The sequence below is a fragment of the Sphingobacterium allocomposti genome, assembly GCF_008124885.1.
Taxonomy (GTDB): domain Bacteria; phylum Bacteroidota; class Bacteroidia; order Sphingobacteriales; family Sphingobacteriaceae; genus Sphingobacterium; species Sphingobacterium allocomposti.
The window spans coordinates 71,601-85,288 of sequence record NZ_VNHX01000017.1 but is presented as its reverse complement, the minus strand read 5'-3'; the positions used below and the strand labels follow the sequence as shown (position 1 = coordinate 85,288).

The following is a 13,688-nucleotide window of genomic DNA, read 5'->3' as shown; positions in this document are numbered from 1 at the left end:
CGGACGATTGGAATTATTGGAAACCGTTATGACTGTTTTGTTGTTTACTTTAAAGAGATTACCCTATTTTTTACTTAAAAAAATTATTTATGGATGTAAAACAGCTATTGCAGACGTTAAACAATACCACCGACGACGTATGTGTAACGTTGTCCTTGAATACGCACCGTACTCACCCTGAGAATCTAACAGACGCTATTAAACTCAAGAACATGGTAGCTGAGGCAAAAGCAAGGCTGCAAGATGACTACGAAAAGAGGGCTGTTTCGGGAATAGTAGACGCTCTCGACCAGCTGGAAGAGGAAGTTGACATCAACCAAAATCTGAAAAGCCTCCATGTCTTTATTTCCGGTTCGGTAAAGGAGTTGTTCCGCTCGTCCTGGCCTACGAACCAAGAGGGGGTGCACATCGGAGATGCATTTGCTGTGCGTCCGCTGATCAAAGAATTAGGACGTCAAACCGCCTACCGGATCATGTTGCTTTCCCAGAGCGGCGTACGGCTTTTTAGGGCGACCAATAGTAAAATAGAAGCGGAAATTACCGACGATAATTTCCCGATTTCGGAAAGTCCATTTTATACGACTTCTTCCGATAGGGGAAGTGATTCAAAGCATGTCGATGACCTCGTTCGCGAGTTTTTGAACCGGACCGACAAGGCGCTGTCGGACGCCGTTTTCGGAGAGGGGGTCAAGACGGTAGTGATTTGTACGGAAGACAATTACAGCCGCCTGCTGCAGGTTGCTGACAATCCGTCTCTATATTGGGGATACGTTCCGGTTGACTATAACAATGTTGACGAGCACCAGCTAGAGGCTCAGGCATGGGCTTTTGTACAGGAACAGCTGGAAATAGAAAATGAAGATTATTTCAGTGAACTCGATGACGCTGTAGGACAGGGCCTGGTGCTCACGGATATACAGGAAATATATCAGGCATGTCTGGACGGGCGAGGTGATTTGCTGGTTATGGAAGAGGGATTCCGGCAGTCGGCACGTATAGCAGACGACCGTCAGCTGGAGATAGTGGATGAAGGAGCGGGGGCTGATATCGTAGATGATATCAGCAGTTTGCTGGCATCTTTAGTGTATGAAAAGGGCGGACGTTGTATTTTCGTGTCTCGTAATCCCAATCCGGATCTTCGGCCGATAGCATTAAAAGCCAGGTACTAGGAGTCCGGCGGCACCTTTCGATTGTCTATCCTTCGACAACGTTAGGCTGAGAGCTTCGGCAGGCTCAGTACAGGCCCGTCGAAGCCCAGGATGACAACGCCCATACAATCCGCAGAGTCTGCAGGCTCGCTGCGGATTGTAATGAGTCCTGGGCTACCTTTTATTTTACTATCCGCAGTGACGTCCGCTTCAAACGAAGGATAGTCATTCTTCCCGCGGTGACCTTGGACCCGGTAGGAAGCGCGAGGCAACCGGCAACAAAGTGATGATCTAACATCTTCGCTCCCAGCGTATATGGGCATCCATTTTTTTAAAGCCTAAAAAAAACGTATCTTATCGGCTCATTTCTCAATTGTGCATAGGTGAGTTTTTGGTTTTGCACATAAACAATCAACGCACTTTTTTGTTGGGGCTAATGACAGATCGGTAGCTTTTTCTATTTTTTAATCTTTTAATACAAAAACTAATTTTTATGGACAACTTAGAATTCGATGAAGTTCAACAACACTGGGACAAGTTTATTTCTTCAGCGATTGCGTGGGCACCTAGAATCCTAACTGCGTTAATTTCGGCCCTACTGATTTATCTAATCGGTTCGTGGCTTATCCGGATGATTAAAAGAGTCGTCGATAAGGGCTTCCAAAAGAGACAGATGGACGCTTCTCTTCAGCATTTTTTATCCAATCTTATCGGTTGGGTGTTAAATATCCTGTTGTTTATTGTTGTGGTCACGCAGCTCGGCGTACAAACGTCGGCCTTCGTTGCTATTATCGGTGCTGCTGGTTTGGCCATCGGTTTAGCGCTTCAGGGCTCGCTTGCCAATTTTGCCGGGGGGATTTTGATATTGCTTTTGAAGCCGTTTCGTGTAGGAGACTTTATTAGCTCAAGCTCCGGTATATCGGGGACGGTCAACGAAATTGATATTTTCAACACGAAGCTGACGACACCTCAAAATCAGCTGGTCGTGGTCCCCAATGGCGAGTTGTCGAACAGCAGCATTACTAACTTTACGCAGATGGGCACGCGCCGTACATGGTTTGATATTCGCGTTGCTTATAATAGCGATCTAAGAAAGGCCAAGGAGATCTTAATGGATGTGATAGCTGAAAACGAGTTTGCTTTTAAAGATCCTGCTCCGCAGGTGGTGGTTACCGAGCTGGGTGACAGTGCGATTAATTTGTCCATCCGGGTCACAACATCCAACGAGTATTTCTGGACAATGCAGGAGCAGTTAATTATAAGCTGTAAGGAAGCGCTCGACGCAGCCGGCATAGAAATCCCATTTCCACAACGCGACATTCATATTCGAACAAATTCGTAAGAAGTTGTTTCTACTAAAAAAATAGAGCATATGAGTTTTTTTTCAAAGTCCACGTTCAATAAAGGGATTGTCGTTCCGAGTTTACTCTTTATCATTGGGGTATGCCTATTGTCTATTGTGTTTCCTACGTCGACAGCGGGCTGGTTGGATCGTGTCAAAGAGTTTATTTTTGTCAACCTGAATTGGGTATACGTGTGGGCGGTCACTATCTTTGTGCTGTTTCTGATCTATCTTGTGTTCAGTAAATTCGGGAATATACGGCTCGGGCCTAACGACAGCAGACCAGAATATTCTTTTTTTTCCTGGATATCCATGCTGTTTGCTGCGGGCATGGGGATTGGGCTCATGTATTTCAGCGTGGCAGAACCAATGCAACACTATTCCAATGAGATTTTTGCCGACAACCATTATATCAATAGGGCGAAGAACGCGCAACTGTATACCTTCTTTCATTGGGGAATACATGCATGGGCCATCTATGGCGTCGTCGGCCTGGCGCTCGCCTACTTCGCTTACCGGTACCGGCTGCCATTATCGCTCAGGAGCTGCTTTTACCCGTTGTTGAAAGATAAGATTAACGGCCGGTGGGGAAATGCAATTGATGTGTTTGCGCTTTGTAGTACGTTTTTTGGAATCACGACAACGTTAGGGTTCGGCGTTGTACAGGTAAATGCCGGACTCCAGATTCTCAATGTGGTGCCTGAAACAAGCTTTTTTTATCAGGTATTGATTGTCGGCGTACTGATTTCTCTTGCTATTCTTTCCGCAACGACGGGTGTGGATAAAGGGGTACGCATTCTGAGTAATGTCAATGTTGTCGGCGTGATAGCTTTTCTGCTTTTTGTGCTTTTTCTAGGGCCGACCGTGTATCTGATCGGGAGCTTTACGGAAGGTCTGGGAAATTATGTGAACAGCTTTTTTGACCTCACCTTTAGCACGCATGTTTATGAGGAGCGTACGTTGCCATGGTTTTACACATGGACCATCCTTTATTGGGCGTGGTGGATATCGTGGTCGCCCTATGTTGGTCTCTTTATTGCCAGGATCTCCAGAGGACGTACGATCCGCGAGTTCGTAGCCGCTGTGCTTATCCTTCCGACGCTGTTTAATTTTGTGTGGATGTCTGTTTTTGGTAATAGTGCCATGTGGTTTGATGTAAATGTTGCTGACGGTGCGTTGAGCACGTTGGTGAACAACCCCGACGCATTGATGTTCCGCTTCCTGGAATACCTTCCGTTGTCGAATGTGGCGAGTTTTTTGGTGATTGCGATCATCATCATCTTTTTTGTTACATCGGCCGATTCCGGAATTTTTGTGATGAATAGTATCGCCACAAAAAATGCGGTCAAATCGCCGAAGTGGCAGATCTCCTTTTGGGGAGCGCTATTGGCTATATTGGCGTTGATGCTGCTGAATGCCGGAGGACTGCAGGCTCTGCAGACCATGACACTAATTACCGCCTTGCCGTTTTCGTTGATCATGCTGCTGTTTTGCATTAGTTTGATAAAGGCAATGACCATAGATAGAAGTTATTATGAGCGCGATTTTTCCGTGTCAACTGTTCCGTGGTCGGGCGAGTATTGGAAGGATAGGCTAAGACAGATTGTATCGTTTAAAACACGCACTTCGGTCGACGAGTTTATAAAGACGACGGTTAGCAGTGCCTTATCTGAACTGCGGGACGAGTTTGCGAAAAACGGCATAGAAGCGAAGATTAACAGCTTTGCAAATCCAACGAGGATGGAAATAGAGATACATCACGATGTGGTTAACAATTTTATTTACGGGGTCCGGAACCAGGTAAAAGTGATTTCTGCGTACGTGATCGAAGAGGAAAATCTACCCGAGGTGGACGACAAACGCACGTATTATCCGCGGTCGTATTTTGGCGACGCCCGAGAAGGGTATGACGTTCAGTACTTCACGCGAAATGAATTAATCAGCGACGTATTAAAGCACTACGAACGGTTTTTGGAGATTATCTCGGAGGAGAAGAACGAACTGTTTATCAGCAGCAATGCAAACAAGCATCTCCGGTAGCCGGTTAGATAACGCCGGTTTCATAGGCCACGACGTGTCAACCGATGTAGCGCGCTTATGGACGCCCATGAAAAATGAACTTGAATAACTGACAACGGCAAGAGAGGAAGTCGCGCATACAAGCCTAATTCCCGCTTCGCGGTCGTACGCAATGACGCTTTTTTTCGCTAATGTATTTTATCGTGTACCCGTTTTCATATGCTGACGATTTTTCGTTGTATTAAAACTATTTTTAAACTTATCCGTTCTTTATACGGAAGGTATTTTATTCATAAATTGGTTTGATTAGTTTAAAAAGAGCAGGTTCTCACCTGCTCTTTTTTTAGATGCTACGCTGAGGAGAGGGGATGCGACAGTACCCGCTGCATCTCCCGTTCTGCGACATTTTTCTTATGAACCTTTATCAGTCAACGGGGTTATAATACCACATGGCGAAGGTGTCTGTGACGTTCAACAACATGGACATTGGAAAACCTGAATGGGAGCAGGAAAAGGAAATGACGAAATAAAACATAAGATTATGAAAAGACGAGTATTTTATAGGCCATTCATCTTTGTGCTAATGGTTTTTGCAGGCTGTGCAAGTACGAGTACAATCACAGGTTCATGGAAGGCGCCTGATGCAAACTTACGCAGCTACGAGAAATTCTTTATTGCGGCTTTAAACCCGCTAATTCGCCGGTAAGGCAGACCGTGGAAGACGAGCTGGCCAGTTCACTTTCCGATCTGGGCTTCAATACCATGAAGAGTATAGATGTTTTTCCGCCGGACTTCCAAAACCAGGAACTGCGGCAGTCGGAAGCTGTTCTCCGTCGTATAGCGGAAACCGGAAGTGATGCTGTTGTAACCATAGCGCTTATTGACCAAACCTCCGAAGAGCGGTATGTACCGGGATCGGGCATCTACCCGGTTACACGATTTGGTTATTATGGACACTTCCTGACGTATTATGGTAATTGGATCGGCAGTCTGTACAACCCCGGGTATTACACGACAGACAAGGTATATTATATAGAGACAAATGTTTATGATGTACAGTCCGGCAGACTTGTTTGGTCTGCTCAATCGGAATCATATAACCCTTCCGGACTGCAGGATTTCTTAAAAGGATACAAAAAAGCGATGAGTGGATTGTTAAAAAAGGAGGGATTAATAACGGCCCAATAAAAATTAAAAATTAAGAAGAAGCTGGAAGCTAATAGCGAATGGCTATAAGCTGTAAAGGTGTTAATTTGTGAAGACGTAAAGTAAGAGGCTAATAGCAGATGGCTAATGGCAGACGGCTCTAAGCTGTAAAGTCGTTGAGTTGCTGATTCGTAAAGTTAACCCCTAACCCCTAATTTCTCACTTCTCACTTCTCACTTCTCACTGAGGCTAATAGCAGATGGCTATAAGCTGTAAAGGTGTTAATTTGTAAAGTCGTAAAGCGGAGAGGCTAATGGCAGCTGTAAGCCTACGATACTCAATACTCACTACTCAAATCTCACTTCTAACTTCTGACTTCTAACCTCGTTACACAGATAGCAGATGGCTATAAGCTGTAAAGGTGTTAATTTGTGAAGTCGTAAAGCGGAGAGGCTAATGGCAGCTATAAGCCTACGATACTCAATACTCACTACTCAAATCTCACTTCTAACTTCTGACTTCTAACTTCGTTACACAGATAGCAGATGGCTATAAGCTGTAAAGGTGTTAATTTGTGAAGACGTAAAGTAAGAGGTTAATAGCGCATGGCATATTTCCAGCCTATACTGTTAAGTAGAGGAGTGGGGTAAAGTTAGAAAGTTAGACGGGAGAGAAAGTCGTAAAGATGTTTATCCGTAAGGTCGTGTTTCGTGAAAGCACTACGCGGCGTTTATTGAAACAAACTCCCCCGACAGAGGCCGGGGGAGTTCAAAAAAAAAACCTAACATGAAACATTCCGCTTCACCAACATTAGACTACATTTTTCGGTAATCGTTTATTGGTCCGAAAATCTGTGGACTATATCGTGGTTGTACCGCCCGTGTGCAGCGACGGACAGAGCACAAAAAAGCGCAATAGCCGGGGAGACTACTGCGCATCGAACAAATGTATAGTTGTTGTTGTAATTTCGTTTTAACTGGCGGTAGCTAACTCCGTAGCAGGTTCTGTTTGCTCATCGTTCTCTTCCAAGATGGCCATTAATAAAAGATAGTACCCTTTTTCCAAGCCTAATGCTGCCGCTTTTGCTTCAATAGTCTCCATAGTTTGTATAGTTTTAGTGTAACCTTCATTTTACTTCTGAACCATTTTCAAATCTGGTGCCGTTTTGATACTGCCTTCGCTGAACGCGCGTTTATCGAAGTGCAATCGGGTGTTTGACAAGCCTAAACAGATACTTTTTCGTTTCACTGGGAGAAATACCGGAAAAGACGTTGTTTATCCACCGCATTTTTTCGGGGAAGAGCATATGATATGACATGCAGCTAGCATTTAAAAGGCTGGACCGGCCACCGCGGCGAGGAATGTTAAAAAAAGATTTACGGGAAACCATGTCCCCGCCGTGGGGTTATTATTATAAGATGTATTTGTTTTAATAATGAATTATGGATATCGAAAATCAGTTAACGGACGAGATTAAGAAATCGGTGGCAGAGCGGGTTTCACACTTCCGCGCAACGCTTCCTTCCTTGGAGGCCGACCGGTACGAGCAATTTAAGGAACAGGTTTTGTCGGATTTTACATCATTTTATGCGTTAGATTATGAGCAGTTGGACATCTATGGTACGCAGGAAATTTTCACTCCCGATAAGAATCAGCATATACTGTCGGTACCCGAAGCCATCAGGAACGCCATGGGCAAAGGGCAGATAAAGGTGATCAGGATCGCGTATCCGATAAAATTGACATGTGAGTCGCCCGCAGTTTTAAATTTGGTACAGGAAAGCTCATCGGGCGAGTTGGAAGTGACGCGCGATACATTGGCAGTCTACCTGCTCTTAGGTTCGAAAGACGTGGACGAAGTAGATTTTAAGCCCGCTGTGACGGCTACTAAACGATTTAAAGAAAACCTTATGGTATTAAAGGAGGATCTGGAAACGCTGGTGGGCGACGCTAAGCGGCATTTGGAGGAATCGCTGGATCAGTATATTGCTGATCTCCGTGTGGGTATTGAAAGGCCGGGCGACACACCAAAGATCTGAAAAGAGAAAGCCCCTCAATCGGGCGACGAGGGACTTTCCAAACCAATTATTAACCTAATCCGTTATTAACAAAATCCGTGCCGATTCTTGCATGAGGCGATCAAATTGTTGCAAATCGTCATTTTTCCATATGTCTCAGCACTCCGGAATCTCCTTGGCTTTCCTGTGCATTATTGCGAAAGCCCCGATATGTTATTTAGGATCTTGACAGAACCTGTACGGAACTGCCGAAATGCTCAGCCTAACATTTGTCGAAGGACAGACCTATCGCTGGGTTCGGTAATCATGGACGTTTAATTTGTGTGGTATATTGGACAGTCCCCTCGTGATCTATGCATTGCACTCGCACGCTGGAACTATTCATGCTTATATACATAAACCCGTACGTAGAACGGGCATACCTGCTGTAAGCGATATTGTCTTTGACGGGGGTGACCTCTGATCCCGATCCGGAGATGAGCTGATGAAAGGGTTTGTCATCCTTTTTAAGGTGCTGCATAGAATGTTCGTGTCCCGATAAGTATAGCGGAATCTGGTGTTTCTCCAGCAGGGGTTCCAATACGCGCCGGACTGCCAAGGTATCATAGTTTTCCGTGCGGGGACCTGCTGTGTAGATAGGGTGGTGGCCGACAACAATCTTCCAATGTGCGGGGCTGGATGTCAGGAGGTTGTCTAGCCAGAGGAGTTGCTTTTCCGGCTGTTGCCCGGCTACATGCGGTCCGTACTCGGCGTTCTGGTAGAACGCTGGAATTAACGGGTTGGTATCTATGAATGCAATGAGGACCTCGTTTCCGTCCCGCAGTTTGAAGTTTTTACTGTAGTAACGGGACGGCATCTTCCAGCGCCGGCTGATCTTGCTGTAACGGACCTGCGCGTCGGGATCCGACTTGTAATCGTGGTTGCCCAGGATGGGGTACCAGTCCCATTGGAGCGAAAAATCAGTATAAATATTTTCGAAGGAATAATGCCACAATGGATCATGCTCGCTGATAACCCCCGAGGGGTAAAAGTTGTCTCCGGTGGAAATGACAAAATGGTTGGGATGTTCTGTGGTCCATGCACCCATCTGCCGAGCTACCTGTAGTTGGTGGTCGGCGCCATTACGGCCCCAGTCGCCCACAGCGACGAAGTGCAGATCGAAATCGTCCTTCAGCATGGCGCGGCCGTCTATGTCTTCGCTTTCGATCCGGGTAATGCCCTGCGTGGCCAGCCCCTTTAGCGGGGCGGAAGCAAGACCGGCACCGAGGGCAGTGCCCAAGGTACCTTTCATAAAGTCTCTTCTTTTCATTGTTAGTAGCCTTTATTTTGTGTCCAATTCGTGTTGACGTTTAACACTGTGGTTGGAATAGGGAATATTCTTCTGAAGCGCTCTGTGTATCCGGCAGAGTACAACGATTTAAAGCCCCAATCATCTTCGAACTTTCCGAAACGGATCAAGTCGTTTCGGCGCCAAGATTCGTCGGCAAACTCCCGTGCACGTTCGTCGAGGAGCTCTTCCAGGGTGGGCGCTGTTGTGAGGGCGGGCGCGTTAACATACGCCCGTACCTGGTTAATGAGCGATTGTGGGGAGTCCCCGTTCGTTGGCGTAGCGCCGCGGAGTATAGCTTCAGCCTTCATTAGAAGAACGTCTGCATAGCGGAAGATAGGCACGTCGTTGCTTTGGTTACGTTGATTGGCAGCCGTGACGTTTACATCCATATAAAATTTAATGGAGCGATAGCCCATGGATCGCCCTTTCTGATCATTCCCGGCATTAAGGGTAGCTGCTCCGTCAGGACGAAGTTTGATCTCTTTGCTTGTTTCCATATGCCAATCAAAGGTCACGTCAGCATCCGGGCCTGCGTAATCTTGGTCGATTCCTTTTTTAGAAGTTCTAATTAGGAATGGGCGGCTTAAGTCGGGAGCGTAATCTGACCAGTAGTACTGTAAGCCACCAATATAGGAGGCGTTCCGGTCGTCGCCTTCCAGATTAAATTTGTCAAGAAAAGCGGGTAATACGCGGAACGTTCCACCCACACTCTGCGGCAAGGGAGCGAACTGGTTTTGTGCGCTACGGTGTATCCAGAACCGGGCATACGTCATACCTTGTTGTTTCTCTCTGTCAAAAGGCATCGCGAAAACAAAGTCCTTGATCTGCGGGCCATTGTCCGGCCGGAACTTCTCTAAAAATTTGTGACTGGTTAAATTGAATTGTCCGGACTGAATGATGTCGTCGCACATCGCCACGACGTCATTCAGTTTCTCATTAGGCATTGAAGGTGTATATGTCGCTATATCTGGAGCCGTATATACGGCCCAATTAAGATAGAGCTTTGCCAATAAAGCATCTGCCATATAACGTGTCGCCTTTCCATAATTGGCTACCGAAGCTTCGTCCGGCAGCTTGTCCCGTACGGCTAATAGTTCGGACTCGATGAAATGCGCAATCTCTGCGCGGGGAGAGCGGTCGGGCAGACGATCAACTTTACCCGTGATTAAAGGCACGTCACCGAAGTTATCCATCAATAAGAAATAGAAATATGCTCGCATAGCCCGCATAGGTGCTGCCTTTTCGCCGTCGTCATCGTTGAAAATAGCGAGTACGTTGTTAGAGAGGTTTATGCCGGTCATAGCGGAGTTCCATAGCGTCGGCAGAATGCCGTTGTCCGGCGTCCAATTATGGACATGAAACTCTCTGTAACGCCCTCCGTCGTAGTAATCTGTTCCTAGAGCTACGCTGACAGCCTCGTCTGAGGAAAGGGTTTGTACCATCCAATGATCCCGACCCAATGCGCCGCGATATGCAGCATAAACATCTGCCGAGATTGCTTCGGCAGCTCTTTCTGTGTCTGGAAAGTTAGTGTATTGGGACTTGATGTCTACATCTAAGTCTGTACATGAGACAAGCAGGATAATAGCTGCTGTTGTCCAAGAAAAGCCTGTTATAAGTTTTGATTTCATTGAAGTTCCTCCTGATTATAAGTTGAAGTTTAGTCCGAACATAAATGTGCGTGTACGCGGGTAGGTCTGGCGGTTGTCAATACCGGGTGTTAGTCCGCCGAGGTCTACTTCGGGGTCCACACCCTTATAGCCGGTAATGACAAAGGCGTTGTTTATGTTGGCGTATAAACGGACGTTTTTTAACTGAGTTCCGAGATTTCGCAAATTATACGATAATGTAAGATTGGCTAAACGAAGGTAATCGCCTTTTTCTAAATAGCGATCGGACAGGTAGTGGGCGTTGATGTCCGCTGGAATTTCGGTTTCGAGCACGGTAGCTAACAAGTTTTTCTGGCCGGCGTTTCCGACCACATTCGAATGGCGGGCGCGGGTGGCGTTCATTATTTTATGTCCAAAAACTCCCTGAAACATGCCGGTCAACGCGAAATTTTTGTATGTTATCGTATTGTTCCATCCAAGTGTCATGTTTGGCTGAGCACTTCCGGTAGCACCTCTATCCTTATTTGTCGGCGTAATTGTGGTTTCTCCGGTGCGCTCTCCTGTCTGTGCGTCGCGGACATAAAATGTGGATATGCCGTCGTCGTTATATCCTGCCCATTCCCACGTATAAAACTGTCCGATAGGAGCACCCTCGATGAGACGCTGCTGAAACGCATTGCTTTGCCCTGCACCGCCTAAATCAGATAAATCGATGTAATCAGTCGAGAATTCCTCGTTGGAGATCCGCGTTACGACGTTCTTGTTATGAGAAACAACAATGCCTGTATTCCAGGTAACGTCGGACGATTTGACCGGTGTTGCATTTAAAGTAAGCTCCACCCCTTTATTGTTTATCTCTCCGACGTTCGCCGTCAACGAGCCAAACAAGTACTTGGTTGTTGATACTTGATAGTCATAAATTAAATCAGTCGTATTTTTGTCATAGAACTCAACCGTTCCACTTAACCTATTGCCAAGAAACGCGAAATCCAACCCCACATTAAGCATGCCGGTTCGTTCCCACCGGAGGTCAGGGTTGGCATTTCTTAGAGCAGCCAAGGTACGTAATTGATTCCCGAATGCATTCGTATAGAAGCTGGATGTGGCACCGTATACCTGTCTGGATGTGAACACGTCGAATCCAAGCGAGTTGCCGCTCACGCCGTATCCGGCACGCAGTTTCAAATCTTCGAATAATCCTGTTTGTTTTATAAACGGCTCGTCGGATAGGCGCCATGCTGCGGAAATAGAAGGGAACGTAGCCCATCGGTTGTTGGCCCCGAAAGCCGAGGATCCGTCGCGCCTAACGGTGGCCTGAAGAAGGTATTTGCTGTTAAAGGCGTAGTTCAATCGACCATAAACGGAAATCATCCGGAGTGTGGAAAGATAATAGTTGCCGAACCCCAACAAATCAACCACATTTGCCATGCCCGGATTGTAGTAGCTTAGGCCATCATCGTAATAATCGGATGTTGTGAGCTGAAATCCGTCATCGTTGTTATTCTCTTCCCATGAGTACCCGGCAAGAGCCGAAACTTTGTGTGCACCTGCAATTAATTTCTCATAGCTGAGGTTCATTTCCATAACCTTTCGTTCATCCTCGACGGCTGCGCGTATGGATTTTCCGTTTTGGTTCCTGGCAGCCATAGATAAGCTGGAATAATACTGACTATGGTTGTATTGTCTATTTTGTAGGGACAGGTCGATGTTGTAGATTAAACTCGGTAAAATTTCGTATCCTACTTTGGCGTGTGCCTGTATCACCTTGGTCTTTGAGAAGTTAGTATTTTCCGCTATTAATGCTACGGGATTAACATACTGCGAGCGGTCGGGTTTTTCAAACCATCGGTCATCTTCTGTGCGGACTGGTGATACTGGTAGATAGTAATACATAGCGTCATACACGCTTAAACCATCGCCAAGCGCTAAAACATCGTTTTGTTTAGTAATGCTAGTGGTGACATTAAAAGACGCTGTCAAACGATCTTCTAGTGCCTTGGTTTGCAGGAAGCCACGTCCTATTTGACGGCCCATATCGGTACCGTTAATCACCCCATTATTTTTTAACGTATTTAAACTGGCGGCGTATTGCGTTTTACCGGCTCCGCCGAGCAGAGAAATGTTGTGGTTATTTGATATACCGGTGCGCTCCACTTCTCGCTGCCAATCCGTATCTGCACCTAGGTCATCGGTAGGTTCCATAGAGAATCCGTTGTCAGCAACAAATTTTCTATATTGTTCGCCGTTCATCATCTCATACCGCTTGGCAACATTGTCAATAGCGACGTACCCGTTGTACGAGATGTTTGTTTGCTCTGATTTTCCCTTTTTGGTAGTAACGATGATTACACCATTGGCGGCTTTCGAGCCGTATATGGCTGTTGCGGAGGCATCCCGTAAGACGTCAATGGACTCAATATCGTCTGGAGCCACGAGCGAAAGAGACGCGCCCGGAACGCCGTCTATGACGTAATAGGGCTCCATGGCTTCGCCGCTACGCAGTGTGGAAGCGCCCCGTAAACTAACTGATGGGGTAGCATTGGGATTGCTGTTGTTGGTGGAAATTGTAAGTCCGGGAACTTTACCCTGTAGCATTTGTGCGGGAGAGGTAAATACGCCGACGTTCATATCTTCCGCCTTGACGGTCGTGATCGAGCTCGTTACATCCTTTCGCGCCATCCTACCGTATCCGATGACCACTTCTTCGAGTGCCGTTGTTATCGGCTGTAGTTTAACACTAAGGGCGAGCTGCTTGCCCGCCTGTATCGTGTATCCTGACAGCGTATCCGGTTGAAAGCCGACAGAGGTGAAGATAAATTGGTATGGTCCTCCTTCGGGAAGTCCATTAAAGCTGAACAGCCCTCTTTCTCCGGAGCTCGTGGTGAAGGTCCTACCAGATGTTTGATGGACGGCTTTAATGCTGACACCGGAAAGAAAGGCGCCGGACTCTTGTTGCGTTGCCCCTTTCACCTGTTCTTTTTCTTGCGCCTGGACACTCTGGAAGCCAGCCGCAAGCAGGGCGAAGAACAGTGCGCTCTTTGTGAGGTTTTTTTTCTTGTTAAACATGGTTTTGTT

Annotated in this window: 9 protein-coding genes; 5 read left to right on the top strand and 4 right to left on the bottom strand. The window is 46.6% G+C overall.

From position 1 onward, the window contains the following. Positions 1–89: 89 nt before the first annotated feature. The 4 genes from BC792_RS12720 (at position 90) to BC792_RS12700 (ending at position 5,697) form a co-directional block, all read left to right on the top strand. Positions 90–1,169, top strand: coding sequence for a baeRF3 domain-containing protein (locus tag BC792_RS12720; protein WP_148909396.1), 1,080 nt, complete (start codon positions 90–92; stop codon positions 1,167–1,169). A 472-nt stretch (positions 1,170–1,641) separates the two neighbouring features. Then, positions 1,642–2,490: a mechanosensitive ion channel family protein gene (locus tag BC792_RS12710; RefSeq protein WP_148909394.1), complete on the top strand. Its 849-nt coding sequence runs from the start codon at positions 1,642–1,644 to the stop codon at positions 2,488–2,490. 30 nt (positions 2,491–2,520) lie between these two features. Beyond that, positions 2,521–4,530 (top strand): BCCT family transporter, encoded by a 2,010-nt coding sequence (locus tag BC792_RS12705; protein ID WP_148909393.1) that lies wholly within the window; start codon positions 2,521–2,523, stop codon positions 4,528–4,530. A gap of 741 nt (positions 4,531–5,271) precedes the next feature. Next, the gene (locus tag BC792_RS12700; protein ID WP_148909392.1) at positions 5,272–5,697 is read left to right on the top strand and encodes a DUF4136 domain-containing protein; all 426 of its coding nucleotides are present in this window, start codon (positions 5,272–5,274) and stop codon (positions 5,695–5,697) included. Positions 5,698–6,627: 930 nt separating this feature from the next. Here the strand turns inward: BC792_RS12700 and BC792_RS18725 are convergent. Next, a complete protein-coding gene (locus BC792_RS18725) occupies positions 6,628–6,756 on the bottom strand; it encodes a hypothetical protein (RefSeq protein WP_262713453.1) in 129 nt (42 codons plus the stop codon). 341 nt (positions 6,757–7,097) lie between these two features. On the opposite strand from BC792_RS18725, the gene BC792_RS12695 reads away from it, so the two are divergent. Continuing rightward, on the top strand, positions 7,098–7,694 hold the full coding sequence (locus tag BC792_RS12695; protein WP_148909391.1) for a hypothetical protein: 597 nt from the start codon (positions 7,098–7,100) through the stop codon (positions 7,692–7,694). 283 nt (positions 7,695–7,977) lie between these two features. Here BC792_RS12695 and BC792_RS12690 read toward each other — a convergent pair whose 3' ends face one another. Genes BC792_RS12690 through BC792_RS12680 form a run of 3 tightly spaced genes read right to left on the bottom strand, consistent with a single transcriptional unit; the run spans position 7,978 to position 13,679 of the window. Beyond that, the gene (locus BC792_RS12690) at positions 7,978–8,982 is read right to left on the bottom strand and encodes a metallophosphoesterase (RefSeq protein WP_148909390.1); all 1,005 of its coding nucleotides are present in this window, start codon (positions 8,980–8,982) and stop codon (positions 7,978–7,980) included. 2 nt (positions 8,983–8,984) lie between these two features. Further along, complete coding sequence (locus BC792_RS12685; RefSeq protein WP_148909389.1) at positions 8,985–10,634, bottom strand: RagB/SusD family nutrient uptake outer membrane protein; 1,650 nt, start codon at positions 10,632–10,634, stop codon at positions 8,985–8,987. Between the two features lie 15 nt (positions 10,635–10,649). After that, a complete protein-coding gene (locus BC792_RS12680; protein ID WP_148909388.1) occupies positions 10,650–13,679 on the bottom strand; it encodes a SusC/RagA family TonB-linked outer membrane protein in 3,030 nt (1,009 codons plus the stop codon). Positions 13,680–13,688 lie beyond the last annotated feature (9 nt).

Coding starts and splice junctions, on each gene's coding strand:
- BC792_RS12720 (WP_148909396.1), top strand. CDS start 90: ATGGATGTAAAACAGCTATTGCAGACGTTAAACAATACCACCGACGAC.
- BC792_RS12710 (WP_148909394.1), top strand. CDS start 1,642: ATGGACAACTTAGAATTCGATGAAGTTCAACAACACTGGGACAAGTTT.
- BC792_RS12705 (WP_148909393.1), top strand. CDS start 2,521: ATGAGTTTTTTTTCAAAGTCCACGTTCAATAAAGGGATTGTCGTTCCG.
- BC792_RS12700 (WP_148909392.1), top strand. CDS start 5,272: ATGAAGAGTATAGATGTTTTTCCGCCGGACTTCCAAAACCAGGAACTG.
- BC792_RS18725 (WP_262713453.1), bottom strand. CDS start 6,756: ATGGAGACTATTGAAGCAAAAGCGGCAGCATTAGGCTTGGAAAAAGGG.
- BC792_RS12695 (WP_148909391.1), top strand. CDS start 7,098: ATGGATATCGAAAATCAGTTAACGGACGAGATTAAGAAATCGGTGGCA.
- BC792_RS12690 (WP_148909390.1), bottom strand. CDS start 8,982: ATGAAAAGAAGAGACTTTATGAAAGGTACCTTGGGCACTGCCCTCGGT.
- BC792_RS12685 (WP_148909389.1), bottom strand. CDS start 10,634: ATGAAATCAAAACTTATAACAGGCTTTTCTTGGACAACAGCAGCTATT.
- BC792_RS12680 (WP_148909388.1), bottom strand. CDS start 13,679: ATGTTTAACAAGAAAAAAAACCTCACAAAGAGCGCACTGTTCTTCGCC.